The organism is Paenibacillus sp. B46(2026), from assembly GCF_056786355.1.
Genome location: NZ_CM165907.1, coordinates 5356040 through 5377444, shown reverse-complemented (window position 1 = coordinate 5377444; position 21405 = coordinate 5356040). Strand labels below are relative to the sequence as shown.

At 46.9% G+C, this 21405-nt stretch carries 20 protein-coding genes; 14 read left to right on the top strand and 6 right to left on the bottom strand.

All coding sequences use genetic code 11. The features are described 5' to 3' along the window. Positions 1–265 precede the first annotated feature (265 nt). Entirely contained in the window at positions 266–796 is a 531-nt protein-coding gene (locus AC1S8V_RS23870; protein WP_482074570.1) for a GNAT family N-acetyltransferase, read from the top strand. A gap of 215 nt (positions 797–1011) precedes the next feature. Here the strand turns inward: AC1S8V_RS23870 and AC1S8V_RS23865 are convergent, their stop codons facing one another. Next, the gene (locus AC1S8V_RS23865) at positions 1012–1182 is read right to left on the bottom strand and encodes a hypothetical protein (RefSeq protein WP_482071044.1); all 171 of its coding nucleotides are present in this window, start codon (positions 1180–1182) and stop codon (positions 1012–1014) included. After that, positions 1179–2417: a glycosyltransferase family 4 protein gene (locus AC1S8V_RS23860; protein WP_482071043.1), complete on the bottom strand. Its 1239-nt coding sequence runs from the start codon at positions 2415–2417 to the stop codon at positions 1179–1181. The genes AC1S8V_RS23865 and AC1S8V_RS23860 overlap by 4 nt, the downstream gene beginning before the upstream one ends. Positions 2418–2601: 184 nt before the next feature. Here AC1S8V_RS23860 and AC1S8V_RS23855 point away from each other — a divergent pair, with 184 nt between their 5' ends. Both AC1S8V_RS23855 and AC1S8V_RS23850 read left to right on the top strand, forming a co-directional pair. Further along, complete coding sequence (locus AC1S8V_RS23855) at positions 2602–2961, top strand: hypothetical protein (protein ID WP_482071042.1); 360 nt, start codon at positions 2602–2604, stop codon at positions 2959–2961. A 248-nt stretch (positions 2962–3209) separates the two neighbouring features. Then, a complete protein-coding gene (locus AC1S8V_RS23850) occupies positions 3210–4694 on the top strand; it encodes a DHA2 family efflux MFS transporter permease subunit (RefSeq protein ID WP_482071041.1) in 1485 nt (494 codons plus the stop codon). A gap of 59 nt (positions 4695–4753) precedes the next feature. Here AC1S8V_RS23850 and AC1S8V_RS23845 read toward each other — a convergent pair whose 3' ends face one another. Next, positions 4754–5836: a glycosyltransferase family 4 protein gene (locus tag AC1S8V_RS23845; RefSeq protein ID WP_482071040.1), complete on the bottom strand. Its 1083-nt coding sequence runs from the start codon at positions 5834–5836 to the stop codon at positions 4754–4756. Positions 5837–6073: 237 nt separating this feature from the next. Here AC1S8V_RS23845 and AC1S8V_RS23840 point away from each other — a divergent pair, with 237 nt between their 5' ends. From AC1S8V_RS23840 to AC1S8V_RS23790, 11 genes are all read left to right on the top strand, one after another. After that, positions 6074–7204, top strand: coding sequence for an ABC transporter ATP-binding protein (locus AC1S8V_RS23840; protein ID WP_482071039.1), 1131 nt, complete (start codon positions 6074–6076; stop codon positions 7202–7204). Continuing rightward, positions 7201–7917, top strand: a complete 717-nt coding sequence (locus AC1S8V_RS23835) for an ABC transporter permease subunit (protein ID WP_482071038.1) — start codon at positions 7201–7203, stop codon at positions 7915–7917. Before AC1S8V_RS23840 ends, AC1S8V_RS23835 begins: the two co-directional genes overlap by 4 nt. A gap of 4 nt (positions 7918–7921) precedes the next feature. Continuing rightward, entirely contained in the window at positions 7922–9316 is a 1395-nt protein-coding gene (locus tag AC1S8V_RS23830) for a GldG family protein (protein ID WP_482071037.1), read from the top strand. Continuing rightward, on the top strand, positions 9313–10329 hold the full coding sequence (locus tag AC1S8V_RS23825; RefSeq protein WP_482071036.1) for a DUF4340 domain-containing protein: 1017 nt from the start codon (positions 9313–9315) through the stop codon (positions 10327–10329). Before AC1S8V_RS23830 ends, AC1S8V_RS23825 begins: the two co-directional genes overlap by 4 nt. Positions 10330–10558: 229 nt before the next feature. Then, a complete protein-coding gene (locus tag AC1S8V_RS23820) occupies positions 10559–11548 on the top strand; it encodes a YhcN/YlaJ family sporulation lipoprotein (RefSeq protein ID WP_482071035.1) in 990 nt (329 codons plus the stop codon). Between the two features lie 244 nt (positions 11549–11792). Beyond that, entirely contained in the window at positions 11793–12017 is a 225-nt protein-coding gene (locus AC1S8V_RS23815) for a helix-turn-helix domain-containing protein (protein WP_017692532.1), read from the top strand. Between the two features lie 562 nt (positions 12018–12579). After that, complete coding sequence (locus AC1S8V_RS23810; RefSeq protein WP_482071034.1) at positions 12580–12810, top strand: hypothetical protein; 231 nt, start codon at positions 12580–12582, stop codon at positions 12808–12810. A 343-nt stretch (positions 12811–13153) separates the two neighbouring features. Further along, positions 13154–14017, top strand: a complete 864-nt coding sequence (locus AC1S8V_RS23805) for a MurR/RpiR family transcriptional regulator (RefSeq protein ID WP_482071033.1) — start codon at positions 13154–13156, stop codon at positions 14015–14017. A gap of 9 nt (positions 14018–14026) precedes the next feature. Further along, positions 14027–14755, top strand: coding sequence for a glucosamine-6-phosphate deaminase (gene nagB, locus AC1S8V_RS23800; RefSeq protein ID WP_210109933.1), 729 nt, complete (start codon positions 14027–14029; stop codon positions 14753–14755). Then, a complete protein-coding gene (gene nagA / locus AC1S8V_RS23795; protein WP_482071032.1) occupies positions 14752–15966 on the top strand; it encodes an N-acetylglucosamine-6-phosphate deacetylase in 1215 nt (404 codons plus the stop codon). The genes nagB and nagA overlap by 4 nt, the downstream gene beginning before the upstream one ends. A gap of 175 nt (positions 15967–16141) precedes the next feature. Next, entirely contained in the window at positions 16142–16513 is a 372-nt protein-coding gene (locus AC1S8V_RS23790) for a hypothetical protein (protein WP_482071031.1), read from the top strand. 137 nt (positions 16514–16650) lie between these two features. Here AC1S8V_RS23790 and AC1S8V_RS23785 read toward each other — a convergent pair whose 3' ends face one another. The 3 genes from AC1S8V_RS23785 to AC1S8V_RS23775 all read right to left on the bottom strand — a co-directional run bounded on the left by AC1S8V_RS23785 (position 16651) and on the right by AC1S8V_RS23775 (position 21393). Continuing rightward, positions 16651–18237, bottom strand: coding sequence for an oleate hydratase (locus tag AC1S8V_RS23785; protein ID WP_482071030.1), 1587 nt, complete (start codon positions 18235–18237; stop codon positions 16651–16653). A 154-nt stretch (positions 18238–18391) separates the two neighbouring features. Beyond that, the gene (locus AC1S8V_RS23780) at positions 18392–18967 is read right to left on the bottom strand and encodes a TetR/AcrR family transcriptional regulator (protein ID WP_482071029.1); all 576 of its coding nucleotides are present in this window, start codon (positions 18965–18967) and stop codon (positions 18392–18394) included. Between the two features lie 1070 nt (positions 18968–20037). Continuing rightward, a complete protein-coding gene (locus AC1S8V_RS23775; protein WP_482071028.1) occupies positions 20038–21393 on the bottom strand; it encodes a dipeptidase in 1356 nt (451 codons plus the stop codon). Between the last annotated feature and the right edge of the window lie 12 nt (positions 21394–21405).

Here is a 21405-nt window from a genome sequence, read left to right as displayed (position 1 = left end):
AAAAATTTTCTTTAAAATGAGGAAACGTATAATTGTTGTTAGAAAGGTAGGTCCCTTGTAATGTTAGGGACCCACCTTTTTTGTTATTCATTTATATTTCAATTTTTAATTGCTATAAGGGAGGGCTCTCTTTTTGGTGAACAAGTGGCAGCATCCTGTGGTTTTTTTATATAATGAATTTAAGTTGAGAAAAGAAGGGACTGGACTATGCGCAGATATCAATATCTTAAACCTAACTATTAATAAATTGATGGAGGTAAGAGTATTGATTACAGAGTTACACACAGAACGGTTATATTTGCGAAAAATGAACCTATCGGATTCGGCCAGCTTGTATAAGATTTGGTCTGATCCGGATGTTACTAGATTTATGAATATCAATCATTTTACAGATGAAAATCAAGCCATAGAAATGATTAATCTTCTGCATGATCTTTCTCAGGAAAACAAGGCCATTCGGTTCTCTATCATTTTGCTAGAGACCAATGAAATCATAGGTTCATGTGGTTATAATTTGCTGGATTTTGACAATCTAAAAGCAGAAATTGGGTATGACATTGCGAGATCACACTGGGGCAGAGGATATGCTACCGAAGCGATCTCTTCTTTGTTAGCTCACGGATTCTCGGCTTTGAAGCTGAATCGAATTGAAGCAAAGGTTGACCCCGATAATGTGAACTCGATCAAGCTATTACAAAAGCTCAATTTCACATACGAAGGCACCCTCAGAGCATACGAGAGGGCAGGCGAAACGTTCAACGATCTGAATATGTATTCCAAGTTGGCGACAGATTAATAAGATCTGGATTTCCCCCGCGATGTATGAAATAACGTCTCTGTGATTCGTTACATGTCAGACTTGTGCAAAATGGAGCATATAGCGCGTTCTCGGTTCGTTAGAACACAATTAAAGCAAATAAGGGGTGTCCCCAGTCATTCTAATGACATATGGGACACCCCTTGTTTGATATTCCCTGCATGTTATATGAAGACGGCATATCATTGGACGATTCAATCTTTTGAATTCATGATCGCCATCGATGCAGGATCGGGAAATACATGTCCTTTAGGCAGCTTCTTCATCAATTCATTCATTACAGCGTAGTCCACGTCGATGTGAGGTGTGGAAACTGGAGTCGAAAACCAGCGATTGTATAGATCACTCGGTACAAGTAACGTCATATCGTATGTCCTCCTCTGTAGATGGCTTCTTGGTAGACTTGAAATGTACGAAATCCCATCACTTCCAGTGAACGGTGTTGTTCAGCCCATGCTTTCGCCGCCGCACCCACTGTTCTCCGGGTAACATCATCCTCAAGTAGTGCATCCAACAGTTCACGGAGCGAGTCGACATCCTGCGGAGGAACAACCCATCCCGTACGTCCAGGTTCAACCATCTCAGGCATGCCGGCTGTACCACTAACGATAACAGGTACACCCGCCAGCTGCGCTTCGGTAACGGAGAACGGCTGGGTGTCCTGCAGACTGGGCTGGACATAGATGTCGGCATGTCGCAGGAAGGAAGGAATATTGTCCAGCTTGCCCCAGAACACAACATCGGCTGAAATACCAGCCGCCGTGGCCTGGGCACGCAATTCATCAAACAGATTGCCTTCCCCTGCGATCCAGCAGACCCAATCGGAACGTTTACTTTTCAGACTGGCTAAGGCTTTTATTAACACATGAACGCCCTTGATATATTCAAGCCTTCCGGTAAAGGCGATGACTTTCTTGCCGGTGGGTGGTCGCTGGCGGAACTTCGTCGCTGCTAATGCACGGTAGGCCGGCAGATCCACGGCATAAGGGATTATCCGGAACTTCGATTCGGGAACCGCAAGCTCTGTAAGCGTACTCTTGATCCAATGACTGGACACCAGAATGAGCTCAGACAGTGCTGCACTTCGCTCTTCCAATGAGAGAAAATAACGTCCGCGTTTCGATTGCAAATATGCAGAGAGGGTTAGCTGCGGGTTGGAATTTTGGGCATCATAGAAGGCTTCGCGTGCAAGTGCTCCATGATAACTGGTGACAAGCGGAATATTGCGGTTCAAGATGCGTTTTATAGCGACGGCGGCTACCGGATCTTGCGCATGGATGACGTCATAGTGGTCCACCCCCAGATAAGCGGCAGCCATCTCGAAGGCATATCTGTTCAATTCATAATAAGCCAGAAGAGGATCAGCTGTGAATTGTGGCAGATCGGTTGGGTTGAGCTTCGCTTGCAGCATAGGCCACACTTTATCCTTGGAGAATGCCCGGTTCAGATTCCGAATATATACTTCGTTATTGGCACCATTCGTGCCCATGATATCAACTTCAACACCAAGTGCGATCAGCCTGTCAGCCAGCTGTTTGACATATGTCCATATTCCACCCATATGTGTAAGCTCCCAATACGTAACGAGCAGAACTCTCATAGCTACCTCCTTGTCACGGCCTGCACCGGCCGAGCTTCTATCCTTTTATTCTATGAAAAAAGAGGACCGGAAGGTCGGGCATTTCCGAGCAATTGTTCGAAAATGGGTAAATGCAGATGGCAATGGACGAGAGGAAGCATATCCTATGTACAGGAAGGTTCATGCTTCGAAGGAGGGATCTGCAGTGGCCGCATATTTACTTGAAATTCATGAGAATCTGTTACAGACTTTTGTTCCCGTGAAATATATAGATGTGGAATTAGCCTATGTTGGCGGCGGGGAAGGGACAGATGTATTTGTTGGTGCGGCCAGTATCCACGGGGAGCTATACCGACATCTTTTTCATATCGGATCGGGTTCGGGGGGAGCGGGCGGTAACCAGGTCATTCATAATCTGGATGTGTCATCCGAGCCTTATGAAATGAGGATCATCAGCAACAGTTCATCACCGAATCATCTGGTTATTCGAATGTACTGCAGGAGTATTCACGGTCAGACGTTGGGCATACTGTCAGAATATCAGATGACAAAGCTCGCAGATTGATATGGACATAATTGAATAGGTATGATCAGCCAGTGTATGGAGCAGGGAAATGCCTGTTCCATTTTTTTGTGGTGTATCCATAGTAGAAAGTTCTAAAAAATAGCTTGACAGCAAAGGTATTTTCATTAGAATTAGATCAGTGTTAAACGAAAGTTTAAAACGATGGTTTGAAATTGGTCGTAAATATAGGCTGAGCAAGACGCAGGGATAAACCTGCGATCTCCCGGCTGGAAAAGAGTGTGGAGAACGTGAAAGAACAAACAGCAGTATCTCAGGAGCCCGCAGAGTTTTCAATCAAAACGATTATACTGCCACTCCTGGCTATTATCGTTGGTATGATCATGGTTATACTGGACAGCACGGTGGTGAACGTGGCCATTCCGAATCTCGTTCAATATTTTGAGACGGATCTTAAGACCATCCAATGGACGGTTACGGGTTACACCTTGGCTTTATCTGCGGTTATTCCACTGGCAGGCTGGTTAACGGACCGCTTTGGTGCCAAAAGAGTATTCCTATTCACGATTGCCATGTTTACCTTGGGTTCTGTGTTATGCTCGATTGCCCAATCACCTGAGCAATTAATCATTTACCGTATCATTCAAGGCCTTGGTGGAGGCATGGTTGCTCCTATTGGTATGGCGATGGTCTTTCGTCTGGCTCCTCCTGAGCGAAGAGGCTCCATCATGGGTATGCTCGGAATTCCCATGCTGCTTGCCCCTGCATTAGGTCCAGTATTGTCCGGGTGGTTTATTGAATCACTAAGCTGGCACTGGATCTTCCTGATTAACTTACCAATTGGTATTGCAGCTTTCATTCTATGTATCAAGTTCTTGCCTGATACGGATCGTGGACGCACGCCTGCACTGGATCTGCTCGGCATGATTTTGGCTCCGATTGCGTTCTCGATGCTCGCTTATGGTGTGAGTGAGGGTGGAACGAGCTGGACATCTGCAACAACACTGACGGGTGTAATTGTGGGTGGTGTAGCGCTCATTTTGTTCATTATTGTAGAATTGCGTCATCAAAATCCGTTGCTGGAACTTCGGGTATTCAAATCATCTGACTTCTCGCGGGGGATTGTTCTCGCATGGGTGTCACAAGTGGCGCTGTTCGGTGCGATGATTCTGATCCCGCTCTATTTGCAGCAAATCAAAGGGTACACTGCACTGGAGACAGGGCTCATTCTGCTTCCACAGGCTCTGGCTTCCGGAGTGGGTATGCCGCTCGGCGGTCGATTGTTTGATAAAATTGGTGCGAGACCTCTGGCCTTCGTGGGTCTGGGAATTATCTCGGGTGCATTGTTTATTCTGTCCTCCATCACGGCAGAGACAGGTCTTGGTCTGATTATAACAGCTCTGGTCATGATGGGCCTGGGTATGGGCTTGTCCATGATGCCGCTCAATACGCATGTATTGAATGCCGCACCACGTAAGTTGGTTGGAAGGGTTACACCGCTCACGGCTGCAGCACAGCAAGTGGTCGTATCCTTCGCAGTTGCAGGGCTTACAGGCTTCCTTACTTCAAGAATCGCAGACAATACAACGAGTACGGAGCCGACGGCTATAGTGCAAGGTCTGGTGGGTGGTTTCAATGATACATTCTTCCTGGCCGCTTGTATTGCATTGTTCGGATGTTTGCTCAGTTTGATCCTGCGCAAACCAAAACCAATGCCGAAGGAAGATCTTCAGAATGGCGACAAGCCTGATCCCGCGATGATGATGGGACACTAAAAATATCAACCCTGTTAAGGCAGTTCAGAGAATCCCTCTGAGCTGCCTTTTTGCGATCCTCAATGGAAAATACGCAAGGCGGTCATCATTTCACGGAAAGAAACGGCATACCGATCAGGCGAGAAAGACAAGCTCATATGCTGTCTGCCCTGAATGCGAATATATTCGCGTAGTTTCTGGTTGTTCATGAGGTCCATAGCTTCGGCAACAGCTGCTGAGACATCTCCAATCGGATAAAACTTTCCTGTCTTATTATGTGTGATAAATGAACGCACCCCGTCTGAATCCGTACTGAGTACCGGGCAGCCACAACTGATGGCTTCAGCGACGGCATAGCCGAATCCTTCCAGTAGAGAAGTAGATAACATGATGCCTCCTGAAGCGGCAATCATGGAATAATATGCAGGCATCTGAGAATGAGGAACATTAATGAAGATGCCAATCCGATCCTCAAGCCCGTATTCTGCCAGCATGTGCCGGAACATGACTTCATCTTCTGGATTAGCCAAAGTTGGATCGTGGAATAACCATAGTCTGGCTTTCGGATTTTTTTTGACGATTTCACTGGATATGGTTAAATATTCACGCCAGTTTTTGTTGTGTTCAAGTCGCCCTACCCAAGCTAGCACGGGATAGGGTGGCGCATCCACCAAGATTGGGGCAAAGGTGTCCGTATCCAGCATATTAGGAATAACAAACCGATGAAGCCATGGACAGATGTGAATGAACATATCCAGCAGATGGTCTGTCGGAGGCAAGACTGCGGCATCGCAATGGGCTTGAAGATAAGGTGTAGCCATCTGTATGGTTTCCAGGGCCTGCTCCCGTGTTCCGAGTCCCTGAGCCTCAAATATAATTCGTCCTGTATACCCAAGCCCCCTTAAGCGACCGGGCATGGCAATGTCCGAAGTGGCAATGATGGCATCATAATGTTGGCTATGAATGATATGATGGATAGTTTCGTCACTGGATGTGGTGAAGGTGGGTGTATCGCTGTTATTCTGCAATCCCGAGCCTGCATGGAGATACAGCAGGTGCGCTTCAATACCATGACGATTCAGAACAGCGGTGCGCAGTCGATTTAACGTATCCACGCCACCGCTTGAAATATAAAACGTGAATAATACTTTCACACGATTCACCCTCTGACTTTTGGTCAGGAGCACATTCTCCTGTACTCTATGGTACGTTGGCTTTAAGCGCAGGGTGTGGGTTTTGCTTCGAATGTTCACATTTTGGACAATATTTTTTAAGCTTTCTTTTAAGTGACATTAAGCTGAGGCTAGGCTAGATCACGTAATATACAAAGAACTTCCCGTGTACCATCATCTACAGTAAACGATGGCGCACGGGTATTTTAACGGGAAAGGATGAATGATGTGCTCGAAGTGAAACAGGTCAGCAAAGTGTACGAAGGGCAACGCGGCGTGCATCAACTGGATTTCACCATGGAACGTGGTGAGATTGTGGGGTTTCTCGGGCCCAATGGTGCCGGAAAAACAACAACGATGCGTATGATTACGGGCTATCTGCATCCAACCGCGGGTTCCATTATGGTGGATGGTGCATCGGTGCATGAGCAGGGCCAGCGTGTTCGTTCGAAGATTGGGTACCTGCCAGAAACTCCGCCGCTCTACCCGGATATGACGGTGCAGTCCTATCTCAGATTTGTAGCGAATCTGAGAGATGTCCCGGCACGTGAGGTCAAGCTGCGCGTCAGTGAAATGGTTAGCAGATTGGGACTTCAGGGTCGGGAAAAACAACTGGTACGTGGGTTATCCAAGGGATACAAGCAACGTCTTGGACTGGCGGGAGCCATTATTCATAAGCCAGACCTGCTGGTCCTGGATGAGCCAACATCGGGCCTTGACCCGAATCAGATTATCGAGATCAGGGATCTGATCCGGGAACTGGGCGAGAACCATACGGTGCTGCTCAGTACACATATTTTGCCTGAAGTGAGCACGCTCTGTAATCGTATGTTGATCATTAATCAGGGACAACTCGTACTGGATGGTTCGCCACAGCATTTTGGCTCATCCATGGGAGAGCAGTTCAAGGTGTCGATTGAAGTGAAAGCCACTGCGGAGCAACTACATAATGTGCTGACACCATGGGAGAAGGTGCGGAGTGAAGTCATTCAGGCATCGGATGCCAATACCGCCAAAGGCACTTCACTTACGTCAGATTCAGCGGATACGGTTACAATGCTGCTTACTGGAGAAAGCGCGGAAGATTTCCGGGAAGAGCTGTTCTACCTTTTGTCTGGTGCAGGATTACCCATACTGGAGATGAAAAAGGAAAATCTAAGTCTGGAGCAAATCTTCTTGAAGCTGACCACAACCGAGACAACAGACACAGACGAGAATTCGGCGGATGTGGATAAGGTTGCTGGGGCAGAGACGGATCAGGATGTAACTTCAGATATCGAATCGACAAGTATATCGGGAACATCAACGAATACAGCGGATACTTCGTCCCATTCTCGCAAAGGGGAGGGCTCCAAATGAGACGAATGATGGCGGTATGCAACAAAGAGCTGCAAGCCTATTTCCTGTCACCAACGTCCTATTTTGCTTTTGCCGTATATGTACTGATGACCAGTCTGTTGTTCTATTCCAGCTTTGTATATTACCAGCCGAGTATTGTCGATTACCGTCTCGTGCTGGGGGACACACTGTCCATGCTTCTGTTTGTAGTCCCATTGCTGACGATGCGTTTGGTCGCTGAGGAATTCAGGCAGGGAACGGATGAATTATTGCTGACTTCTCCGGCACGTGTAACAGAAATTATTTTCGGCAAATATCTCGCTGCTCTCGCCATTCTGGTCGTGCTCATCCTGTGCAGTCTGGTGTACCCCTTCATCATGTCGTTCTATGGGACACTGGATATGACGACGGTATGGATGTCTGCGCTGGGTTTATTCTTCCTGGGCGGAAGCATGATGGCGATTGGACTGTTCGCTTCTACGTTATCCCAGCATCAGATGGTGTCTGCGGTGGCGGGTTTTATTATTTTGCTCGTTTTGTGGATGCTTAATTCATTCGCAGGCAATACGGGATCTGTTTTGCAACATTGGCTGGACCCGTTTGCCCTGACTAACCGGTTCGACAGCTTCATGAAAGGTGTGCTTAGTGGGCCGGATATATTGTATTATGTCACTCTCTCGGGTGTGTTTCTGCTGTTAAGCATTCAAATTGTGGAACGGAAGCGGTGGAGGTGAGAAGATGAAAAAATGGTTAAGTCATACCAACAGTACCGTGCTGTCCGTAGCGGTGATTGGCATCTTTATTTTGCTAACACTGTTCCTGAATTCACTTGGCGGCTTCCAGCTGGATCTGACCTCGAACAAACAATACACGTTGTCTGACCAGTCCCTTACTGCGATCAAAAACGTGAAGGATGACGTCAACATTCTGGTGTTAACCGTCGAAAATGCCAACAACACCGTCCTGAACCGCGAGGTCACGGATATGGTGGAGGAATACACCAAACGCAACAGTAAGCTGAAGCTTAAACAGTATAATCTGACGCAGGAACCTGCGCTTGCATCCAAATATGGCATAACAGGCAGCTCCATTGTGCTGGAGCAGGGAGATCAACACAAAGTGATTGATATCGCCAGTTTGTTTACCGCGACAGGTGACGGCAGTGACGGGTCATATCAGTTCACAGGTGAGGAGAAACTTACGCAGGCGTTAATGAATATGTCCTCTACCGAGATGCACAAAATGGTATTCCTGACTGGGCATGAAGAGCTGAGTCTCGCTCAGATGACTACGCTGCAATCCTCCTTGGAACAAAATAATGTGCAGACGGAAGAGTTGCAGCTGAATCAGGCCGGGAAGGTTCCGGAAGATGCAGATGTGCTGGCCATTATTGGGCCACAACGTGATCTCAGTGATACCGAAATGAAGGCTATTCGCACGTATCTGAGTAATGGAGGCAAGTTGTTATTATCCCTCGGATTTGTGGAAGATATGAAATCCAGTTGGAAAAACATCGATGCCCTCATGGCTGACTATGGCGTTGTTGATGAGCATGCGGTCATGGTTGGTAATCAGCAGGCCAGTACGATGGGGCCCCTTTGGGTGGTGCCAGAGTATGGTACACATGCAATCACGGACAAACTCGCTGCCAGCCAATTGTATCCAAGGTTGTCGCTGTCGATTGCATTGACCAGCAAAGAACTGGATAAATATACCCTTTCCCCATTAATGCATTCTTCGAATGACAGTTATGGGGAGACGAATATCGGCGGCTTATTACAGAATGAAACGACCAATGATCCGGAAGAGGACATTCAAGGTCCAGTGGAATTAGGGTATGCAGCCGATACGACCGATGGCAAACCGAAGGCGGTTATTCTTGGATCGTCCATTTTCATGCAGGATTCGGACATTGCGAATGGCGGCAATCGGGACTTTATTTTGAATACCGTGAACTATCTGAGTGAAAAAGAAGATGGACTGACGATTCGCCCACGGGTACAAGCCGGTTATGAGATGGCATATCTGAACGGTGAACAGGCCAGAACGATCTTCTTCGTGGCGATTGTCGCGTTCCCGCTCATCTTTGTTATCATCGGTGTACTCTTATGGTGGAGGCGCAGACGGGTATGAGAAAATGGGTTCCAACGATATTGGTGGTCATCGTACTGATTGTGGGCTGGGTGTACGCAGCCAGTCAAAATTATTTTCGGGAAGAAGAAGCGGTACAAGCCAAGTTGCTTGGCATTCAGTCCGGGGACATCCAATCCATCACGATACATGACACAACGGAGAAGACATCCGGTGCAGCAGCATCGTCGACTTTGGAGCTTGAGAATGGCGTCTGGCAGATGGTTGAACCGAAAGCCTATCCTCTGAACGGTTACAGTGTAAGCAGTTGGCTGGATGCTCTGAGTGTTGCGAATCAGGAACTGTTGGTGGAAGAAGAACCGACGGATCTGGATAAATACGGATTAGGATCAGATGCTACACGTATGGATATCAAACTCAAAGATAAGCGGGAGATCCAACTGGCTATTGGCGGCCAGCTTCCAGCAGATGATGCACGTTATGTGCGTGTTGATTCGGGTCCCGTAGTTGCCGTGCAGACAGAGGCGATGACCAACATAGACTTGTCACGTCGTGATCTGTTGGATACAACCCCTTTTAACATGGATGAGACGAATGTCGCGTCTCTGGAGTGGGAAGGTGAAGCTGCCACCTGGATGTTGAAATCGACATCGGGGGATGGTGCTGCAGAGCAGGTATGGACACTGAATGGAAAATCCATTGAAGCCACAGATGCCGTATCTCTCATTGGCAAAATCAAAAACCTGTCTACAGCCGATGATGTGCGCAAAGCTTCCGAGCTGAAGGGCACTGTTCCCCGATTCACCTTGTCTGTTGAACAGACGGTAAATGGGCAACAAGTTCGAGATGTATATCGGGGGCTTACACTGCCATCCGAACCGGATCAGATCTGGGTCATTACGCCGGATGGTCAGTGGGCATATGCCATGGATGCGACGAGTCTGACGGAAGCGGAGAAATTCCCGGAGACGATTAAAGCATCGACAACTTCTTCAGAAGAGTCATCGCGTTCTGAAAATGAGTCAACGATTTCCTCATCAACAGACGGGGAATGAACGAGTGAACGATACGTGATTATAACTAACTTGGACCGAAATCGAACTAAATAGATTAATGCGGTGCTGCGAACATAGCAGCACTGTTTTTTTATTTTTATGGGGGTAAATATCAAAAGGAAGACCAAAAACTACAGGGTAAGGTACCATATCCTTTCAGCATATCGGCACGCACAGAAGCGCATCCTATCTTTGTGAACAAAACCAACAAACATTGGAGGATGAGTACATGCCAGCAGTCAAAAAGGCAACAGCTATTACGTTATCATTGTCTACAGCAATTTTTGTAATGGCCGGTTTGACAGGATGTGGCACAAATCGGGATACCAACAATCTTCATACGCAAAGTGTTCGTGAGCAAGCCAACGGTATTAACCGTTACGGTGTGGAAACGAATGGCATGGACGGCATTCGTGCGAAAAGTTATCGCATGCATAATGTCACTGATCTGAAATCCAGTGAAGAGCTGGCAAAACGGATCACGGAGATGAAAGAAGTTCTAACTGCCCGTGTCATGTTAACGGATCGTAATGCATATGTGGCTGTTCGTTTGGCGGATGGTCATTCAGGTAAGCTGGATAGCAAGTCGAATGGTCGTACAAGCATGCTGGGTGGGGCGATGCGCAATCATGCCAGTGATACCATGCGTGGTGGAAACATGAATCAGGATATGGGTGGTATGCGTGTGAATGGCGGAACCGGAACGATGTCTCCATACAGCACCAGCGGTATTGCTCCAGGCTTGAACACGGGTACAGCAACTGATCGCAGCCATATGGGCAATGATCGCGGCATCTACGGCACGATGGGCACAGGCACGATGGGCATGATGCGTGGTCTGACGAACAGCGGCAAAGCACGCCCTATGAACGAAAGTCAGTATGGAACAAGAAGTGAACGTCCACGGATGGATAGCACGGATGACAACACTTCCGAGGAGATCAAGGGTAAAATTTCAGCCAAAATCAAGCAGTTTGCACCGAACATCGAGAATGTATATGTATCAGCCAATCCGGATTTTGTGGAGCATGTCGAGAACTATGCCACAGATATTCGTAACGGTAAACCGGTCAGTGGCATGATCGATACGTTCCAATCGATGGTGGAGCGCATTTTCCCAACGAGCGGAACGGATTCCAATAACCGTGATGGCATCCTTGGCGATGGTATCTTAAATCGTAACAACAACGATGGCATAATGAATCGAATGAATCGGTAATTTTTAAGACAGATGAACAAGTGTGCCTTTGCGTGGATGGCAACATCAGCTGCAGAGGCATGTTTGTTTTACATGATCCAATACATATATAACCGAACACGTTCTATTTGGACAATGAATCACATAATTCCTGCCCATTTTTCTTATAAAATTGAACCAACGCTCTTGACCTGACATAAGATGAGTTGACTGTATCCCCTTAACCTTGTTACACCAACACAACCCGAGCAAGGAGGGGTGAACATTGAAGGGTATCGATCATAAAAGCAAATTTTTGTTAACCCACCGTGAACGCGAAGTATTCGAATTACTGGTTCAGGACAAAACAACGCGTGACATCGCAGGGCAGTTATTCATCAGCGAGAAAACGGTGCGTAACCATATTTCGAATGTGATGCAGAAACTCAATGTTAAGGGTCGTTCGCAGGCAGTTGTCGAGCTGATTAAGCTTGGAGAACTGAAGATCTGACGCGAATTGCAGTTAGGATTAAGTAGCAGCATGAAAGCCTTTCTCTATTCTTTGTCATGAAGAATGGGGCAAGGCTTTTTTGCTGTTGATTTTTAGTTAATTAACCTCAGATTATGCGTTGTTCCGGGATTGAGTCACCAATCCATGTTATACAAAAATAAGCCCATAATGACAACCATCCAAAGGCTATCATTACATGGCTTATGTTGAAAATTGAACATTCATTAATTCAAAGTCGACTTTGCAAGAAGCTCTCATCATAAAATCAATGCCAATGATTCCGTCAAAGCCATATGATCGATACGAAGATTGGGAATGTGCTGTTCATAGCAGATTTCGCTCGTTCCACCTACCCCATACATCCGCTTAGCTCGTCCATTAATAAAATCAATGTGTATACCTATTGCAGCTAATGCATCGGTATCAAATACAGTTGCTGCACAGCCTGTATCGAATAAAATATTATGCAAAATGATAGATTGAGGAGGACGAGTTCTATTACAGATGGGGCTGCTCCGAATATCAGTATGGCGGCGATACGTATTTTAACCATATCAGCCGATTGTTGTATGCAACAGAAGAGGTTCAGAAGTATAAGGATGAGATCATTGAAATCATCGCCAAAGTGGTAAATGAGATATCCGATGACGTTTTTGCCCAATTTGGACAAGCAAAAGCAGACATTACGTTCTTCGTTTCTCTAACAGATGACGATCTGGCAGAGGAAATTGAAAATCAATCGGTTCATCAAATGACGGTACCCGGCTTAGCCAGTGAGTTCTTAAAAAGATAGATGGCATGAATTAAAATGAATTAATTCGTAGTAACGCGAGAGTCTTTCCTATTCTTTGTCCAAAGAAGGGAAGAGGCTTTTTTGTTTTAGCGTGAAAAAATGAAATAACCGAATTCATATCAATTATGATTCCTATTATTGCGCCCCTCTCTATTTTCAATATAAAGGGTATCCAACATTTGGATCAAGTGGCGAGGGATCATTTTACACCGCTCCTTCATTTGAAAGTCGTGTGAAATTCCTCTTGATTTGCAGGATCGTCTTGATTAGAATGAAGTTATAAAAATGATTTTCTTAATTCTATAAAAATAAATAAAAATAATTTTCATAAAGTGAGGTCCTCATGGCAGCCATATTACGTGCGTTGCAGCAAGAACTGAATAACCTTCCGTCTCAGGAGCGATGTATTGCCGAAGTCATTATGCAATCTCCATCGGACATTCCCGGCTGGACGATTAGTCATCTGGCAGAGCAGAGTGGCACAAGTGCGGCGACGGTAACCCGCTTTTGCAAGTCATTTCATTTCAAAGGCTTTCCTGATTTCAAAATGAAACTCGCCGCAGAATTGTCCCACGCATCTGATGAAACGGCGTATCAGGATATTGTGGCGGGCAATTCACTCTCCAAAATTGTTGAAGCTATCGAAGCCAACCACCTCGCGTCTATTGCAGATACCACCCGTTTGCTGGATTTGGGCAGATTGGAGCAAGCAGTGCAATTATTGTGTCAGGCTCGCCGCATCGATCTTTACGGTGTGGCTACCTCGTCGATTGTTACGCAGGATTTCTATCAGAAACTGGTGCGGATCGGCAAAAGCTGTACGGCTTTCTCCGACTCACACATGCAGATTACATCCGCATCTTCGCTCGCAGAGGGAGATGTGGCGATGGCCGTATCCTATTCGGGCGAAACACCAGAGACCATCGATGCGCTGCATTGTGCCAAACAGGCTGGAGCTTCTACGATTTCACTGACTTCCTACGGAAGTAACACACTCGCAACTGTATCGGACATTCCACTGTTCACGTCTTCTCTGGAAGAAGGCATGAGGCGTGGAGATATGGCTTCACGTATTGCACTGCTGCATGTGGTCGATATTTTGTTCACAGGCATGGTAAGTGCCGACTTCGACCGTTTTATCCCTAGACTGGAACAATCCTATCACAATGTACAATCTTACCGAGTCCAACACAACGGAGGTGCCTGACAGATGAAGATGAATATACGCATTTTTGAAAATGAAGAAGATTTGAACGCCACAGGTGCTGGCCTCATTGCCAGCTTGTTGCAGACCAAACCACGGGCTGTATTGGGGCTCGCGACAGGAAGTTCTCCTGTGGGCATATATAAACAACTTATCACGTTATATCAGAAGGGGCTTGTCAGCTTCTCACAGGCTTCTTCTTTTAATCTCGATGAGTATGTCGGACTTCCAACAGAACATCGTGAAAGTTACCGCAGTTTTATGAATGAACAATTATTCAATCATATCGATATAGATATTGCTAGAACGCAAGTGCCTGATGGTCAGGCTGCAGATCTGGAACAGGAATGTAATTCCTATGAACAACGGCTGGACGATCGTGGACCCGTAGACCTTCAACTACTGGGCATTGGACATAATGGTCATATTGGCTTCAATGAACCGGGAACTGAACTTACAGGACGAACGCATGTCGTGGATTTGAAAGACGAGACGCGTAAGGCAAACGCACGCTTCTTTGACAGCATTGATGAAGTTCCGGCTCAGGCGATTACAATGGGTGTTGGTACCATTTTGAAAGCCAAACAAATTCTGCTCATTGCCCGTGGCGAGGAAAAAGCCGAGATTATTCGCGAAGCGTTCATGGGCCCAATCACAACGGCCTGTCCTGCATCGCTTTTGCAATGTCATCCAAATGTGGTGGTACTGCTGGACCGTGCAGCAGGGAGGCTGGTGAGATGACCGGAGCGAATAGCCATGAACCTGGGAGCCAGCGTGATGAAAATATTTCTCTTCTTCGGGGCAAGCTGCTCCTTGCAGATGAGATATTGGAAGACGGTGTATTAGCTTGGAGGGATGGGAAAATCATCTATGCTGGGATACCGGAAGGTCTTCCTGAACAGATTCGAAGAGAGGCTTTGTCGTTGTCTGTACCGGACCGTGGTCTCATTGTGCCTGGATTCATTGATATCCATGTGCATGGTGGGAACGGAGAAGACTTTATGGACGCAAGCTCGGAGGTGTTGGATAAGATCACTTCTTTCCATAGTACGCAGGGCACAACAGCGATGCTTGCGACGTCCATGACGGCTCCGAAAGAGCGACTGGATAGCGTACTTGCTGAAGTGGAACGCTACCGTTCGAGTGAAATGCCATATGCACAGCTTGAGGGTGTGCACTTGGAAGGTCCATTTTTCAGTCCGAAATGGCCTGGTGCGCAAAATCCGGAACATATCATACTACCTGATGTATCCTGGCTCGAAGCATGGGAGAAGCAATATCCTGGCCTGATCCGTCAAGTTACGTTGGCACCGGAACGTGAAGGCGCGCTGGAAGTCATTTCATGGCTGCGAGAACAACGGATTACAGCGGCACTCGGCCATACCGATGCGACCTATGAAGAGGTGGAGCGGGCAATTGAGGCAGGACTACATCATGCAGTACATACGTTCAATGCCATGACACCGCTGCATCACCGGTTACCCGGGGCTGCCGGAGCCGTGCTGAGTGATCCACGTATCAGTGCCGAGGTAATTGCTGACGGCATTCACGTGCACCCTGCGGCGATATCAATCCTCGCTCAGCTGAAGCAACATAACGATCAACTCGTGTTGATCACAGATGCCATGTCTGCTGCGGGTTTGGATGACGGGGAGTACAAGATCGGTGATCTGCCTGTGATCGTGAAACATGGCGAGGCCAGACTGAAGGACGGCGGCGCATTGGCGGGAAGCACACTGACGATGATTCGCGGTTTCCGTTATCTGGTGCAGGAAGTGGGTTTGAGTCTGAAGGCTGCCTCCCGTGCAGCAAGTCTAACCCCTGCGCGTCTGCTCGGCATTGATCACCGGACAGGTTCCCTGGCTCAAGGAAAACAGGCAGATATCGTTTTGCTGAATGCGGAGCTGGATATTGAGGGTGTGTGGGTAAAGGGGATACGGATCAGCGAGTAAGTTACAATTAGAAGGTTCTACGATGTGAATTGAACTGTACTGTATCTGTATGAAGGAATAGATTGGATTGATATAGTAGCCGTTACTGCTGTAGAGGAAATATCTTTTCTAATATGTTAAAATAGATCTCAAAAAAGACGGGATCTGCGGATCACGCATAACGGAGGCGTGAAACATGGAACGTAACGCTATGCTCGAACATGATCCGTTCATCGCAGTGCTGGCGGAGAAGTTGCACATACACGGATATTATGCCTTTTATGGAGAACATTATAATGAGACCGATATGGAGCAGTACCGCAAGCATCTGTTCACATCCTTCAGCAACATCGTATGGGTAGAGCTGGATGCACGTAAAAAGTACATGGTTGTGGATCATCGTGGACGTAACACAGTCATAAAACTGATCGAAGGTATGCTGAACACACGTAGAACGCTGCGGGCGAATCAGGCAATGGCGGGGACAGATACCTCCGGAGTCCAGCAGGAAATCGCACATTTATCCAAGCTTGTGCACATGTTGAAATTTACGACTTTCCGCACATAACTATGTAGTGTTTACAAAATTATTGATTACAAAAGAGGGAGGCCCGTCATCGATAACAGGTCTCTCTTTTTTGTGATTTTCATTATATGCATTGCAGTATGGCCAGGGAAAAGCCCAATCCCGGTGACTTAAAGCAATTATCTAAACGAAGTTACAAAGCTGCTGAACAGCGTCCGAACATCATACTGGTACTGGTTGATCGGCTCAATCGGACGGTTCTCTCCAAGTAGAGTGTAGACGGCGATCCGTGCTGCCCGAACCGAATATTCTTCTGTGAATACCACGTCATCGGGAATCTCGCAGAATTGGCTGATGAAGGCGAGGTTCGTGGAGCCTTCAGGTACAACCTTTGGTCTGTCGCTGTTCAGTCTTGGCATGAATTGCGCTGTAATGTAAGGCATCATGCACGGAATGCAGTTGGCCGTAGCCATAATTGCCTCTTGATGTTCCTGGAAATGAAGATGGCCAATCAACTCCTGCATAATCTCTTCCCCGGTACAATCGCACATTCTTTTCTTCACATAGTCGCCTACGTTATCCGGGTACAACCCGTAACCCCAGAACACCTTGACATGCTCAGGTTGATTGCGGAAATGCGGCTGAAAGGCCAGAACGACGGACATGAACCAGCTGGAATCCTTGAAAGTAACCAGAGCGCCGGTGCCTGCCCGGTTACGCGTGAATTTCTCCATCAGATCGAAGAAGACCGAATCCTGGAAGGTGACCGTAAACGATTCCCATTTGGACTCATCAACATGCTCATTAAAAGAAGAAGGGTTGCCCAGCAACGGTTTCTTGGCGGCAATGTTCTCCCACAGCTTCCATGAGCTGCCCTTGCCATTCAGTTTCGGGGCGGAAGTCAAGGAGCCGATGTCGGCCCCTTCGGTCATCGAACCGTTCGTGACAATAACCAGATCACCTTCGTGGATGTCGATGACTTCCTCGCGACCGTTTCGGCGCACATGCATTCGGCTGACCGTAATGCCGTCGCCGTCTTTGAAGTCCAGATCGGTAACGGTGCATTTCAGCGTGAAATCTACGCCAAACGGTTCCAGGTAGTTTTGCAGTGGCAGGATGATCGAGTCATATTGGTTGAATGGTGTGCGGGTGACACCTTCCAGCGTCTGAATTCTCGGGAATTCGTGAAAAAAGCGAAGCATATATCTTTTGAATTCCACGGCGCTGTGCCAAGGTTGGAAGGCGAAGGTGGTCGCCCACATATACCAGAAGTTCGTTTTGAAAAAGTGAGGGCCAAACCAGTCGTTGATTCGCAATTTACCCAGCGTGTCTTCAGGAGTAATAATCAGCTTGCCCATCGCCAGGCGGTCGGCCATATCAAAGCCCATGGAGAGCACATCTTCTACCTTGCCATCACGGTTGATGAGCCGCGCATTGGAATGTGTGGGATTGGCATCGTCAAATTCGGTGATTTCCTGTCGGACAGATATGCCCGGCCGGTCGATGGAAGGGATGGAAGCCAGCAGCTCCCACAGATTCTCATAGGCCTCATCATTGAGCATCCGCCCGCCGCGGATAATGTATCCTTGATCGGGATTACCAGCGCCGTCATTGCTGCCGCCGAGAACCGGCATTTCTTCGATAATGTGAATGTGTTGTCCGGGAAAGCCACAATCTCTGACCAGATAAGCTGCACCCGCCAATGATGCAATGCCGCCGCCTACGAAATAGACCTGTTTATTACCGTGTTCTTTCTTCACGATCATTCGCCTCCAAAAGTTACTGTAATCACATCCCTAATGTAAACCTTGCAGGTGCCTTAAGGTATAATCAAAAGAACAGGAGTGTCCAGTTTTTAGTCACTTTTGGAAAAATGTCTAAAAACAGGATTGAATATCATGTAAAAAAAAGCCGCGCATCCTAATCGGAAGGCAGCTTATTCTCATACCTGTGCAGTGCCCTTAAGACATTGCCTTCGATCAGCTCACTGAGCTTCTCAATAATCTGTTTCGGAGGTTCTTGCATGTTGCCTCTCATCCACTGAATGATCAGCCCAGTGAAGGCCAAGGTATAGAAGTTGGCGACGAATTCCTTGTCTTCACTGCGGACTTTTATCCCACTGGCTAGCTCATCAATAACCCCCATGATCAGATCATGGGTTACTTCATAGAGGTACACATCCAAGTGGGTACGCCCGAGCGAGTCGAGTGTGTTGCAGCAGAACGTTTTGTTGTTTTCGATGTAACAAAAGATTTTATAGAATCCGTCTGTCCATGTGTTGTAGCTTCGGTACTCCGTAAGACTCTCCACCGCTTCAGTCTGATAGATCCACCCAAGCAGCGCGTAAATATCCTGAAAATGATAATAAAAGGTTTGCCGGTTCACTCCACAATGATCAACCAGATGTTTGACCGTAATCTTGTTCAGCGGAGTATGCTCCATCAGTGATTTAAGCGAGTGAGCTAGCGCATTTTTGGTTAGGTGAGAAGCAGACACAACGTTCACCTCATCATTTGGATTAGCTTGCTGGTGTGCAACAGCAGGTAAACACCTCATGGCAAAAGTCCCGCGGCGAAGTCCTGAGTATAAGTAAGTCAAAACGCAGGAATCCCGAAAGATCCTCCCATCCAGAAATACCTCTGTAGCTATAAATTATCTTCGTTACCCGATCCGCAACATGACTCCACCGAGAGATATTCTAGATATCAACCGTTCCAAACAAACATCCCAAAAGGCCACTTGTGTTGTCTCTATAAAAACACTTAAAGTTAGACGTCTTTAAAATCAGTCACAATAAAGCAGCAACGATAAAAGCTGAAACCTGGTGAAGGACACCGAATCAAAAAAGGCCTATAAGGTCGCGTATGTTATCTTTATAATACTAAACATTAAACCGAGACTCCGTCTATAAAATCAGTCATAGGAAGCACTATAACGAAATGATCGAGAAAAACCAAAAAAAGTGTTCAGAAGCCCATCGTTCTGTGAGCTATCACACTAACCCATCAAAGTCAGATCCATTTCTTTAAAGAAGCCATAATAAAGCAAGCTGCAACGCAATGATCGATACAAAATTCAAAGAAACGGCCATAGGGCCGCCGTGTTGTTATCTCTATTAAACTAACCAATTAAAAGTAAGTTCCATTATGAAAAGTAGCCATGAAAAAACTACAATTTCACCAAAGAACCAAAGAACCAAAGAACCAAAGAACCAAAGAACCAAAGAACCAAAGAACCAAAGAACCAAAGAACCAAAGAACCAAAGAAAAAAGAAACAAAATAAATCAAAAAAAACGACCCGAAGGCCGTCCTTTTGTTATCCCCATTGCACTAACCATTTAATAGTTAGGCTCAATCTTAAAATCAGCCTGCGACAAGCTGCAACGTAGTGAAGGGGACGAAATCGATTCTGAAGAAGCGGAGCGTTCGCCTTTATCCCCGGATTTCTCCCTTTAGAAAGGGAATCAAGGAAATCCGGGGATAACAGCGATCTAAAGAACGATTCGGCACCGGAACGTCCACTCAGCACCTTGCCCAGCACTTATTTTTAAAATGAGCTCTAACTATTACAAACTCTTCAAAAACTGAACAATCGTCAACAACCCTTTATCAAAGTTCTCCAGGTTAAAGTGCTCGTTCGGTGCGTGCAGATTTTCATCCGGCAAGCCAAAGCCCATCATAACAGCAGGGATTTCGAGTACACGTGAAAGCTTCTCAACAATCGGAATGGAGCCGCCATCTTTGGTAAAGAGGGCACGAACACCATACACGTGCTCATATGCATCTGCTGCTTTTTTCATAATTGGATTGGAAGGATCGGTATTGAAAGCAAAAGCTTTCTCGATCTGTTTCACATGCAGCGTTGCACCTGGTTGAACGTGAGCGCGCAGATGTGCTTCGATACGATCCAATACATGTTGTGGATCTTGGTCCGCCACGAGACGGCACGTAATTTTGGCATGAGCTTCCTTCGGAATAACGGTTTTGCTACCTTCGCCTTGGAAACCACCCCATACGCCGTTCAGTTCCAGCGTTGGACGAGCGCCAACACGTTCCACGAACGAGTAGCCTTCTTCGCCGTACAATTGCTCCAGCCCGAGGTCTTGACAAAGCTGTTCTTCATTGAATCCCTGTTTCGCAAATTCTTCTCGCATCTCAGGAGACAGTGGCAGAACGCCGTCGTAGAAACCATCTACACTCACACGGCCTTGCTCATCATGCAACGAAGCGAGCAGGGACACGAGTGCGTGCAGTGCGTTGGGTACACCACCACCAAATGAACCGGAGTGCAAGTCGGTATTGGCTGTGTTGAGATCCACATGCATAGAGCATAGGCCGCGCAGGCCTGTCGAGATCGCCGGTTTTCCTTTTTCAAGCAGGGACGTATCTGAGATCAGTATCATGTCTGCACGCAGCTTGTCTGTATGTTCATTCAGATAGATGGGCAGGTTCGGGCTGGAGATTTCCTCTTCGCCTTCGATACAGAACTTGACGTTAACCGGAAGTTCCTTATTTTCGGCAAGCATCGCTTCTACTGCTTTGATATGTAGGAAGATCTGTCCTTTGTCATCCGTTGCACCACGGGCAAACAGCTTGCCATCACGAACGGTCGGTTCGAAAGGAGGTGTGTCCCACAGGTTAAGCGGATCAACAGGTTGTACATCATAGTGTCCATAGATCAGAGCTGTCGGTTTGCCGGGTGCGTGCAGGTGATCTGCATAGACAATCGGATGTCTAGCCGTTTGAATGACCTCAACGTTCTCCATGCCTGCACGTGTGAGTGCATCTGCTGCCCATTGTGCTGCACGATTAATATCCTCTTTATGGGCTGAAATGGCAGAGATACTTGGAATGGACAACCATTCATTCAGTTCTGCCAGGTGTTTTTCTCTATTTTGTTCAAAATAAATCTGTTCTTTCATTAAAAAGGCCTC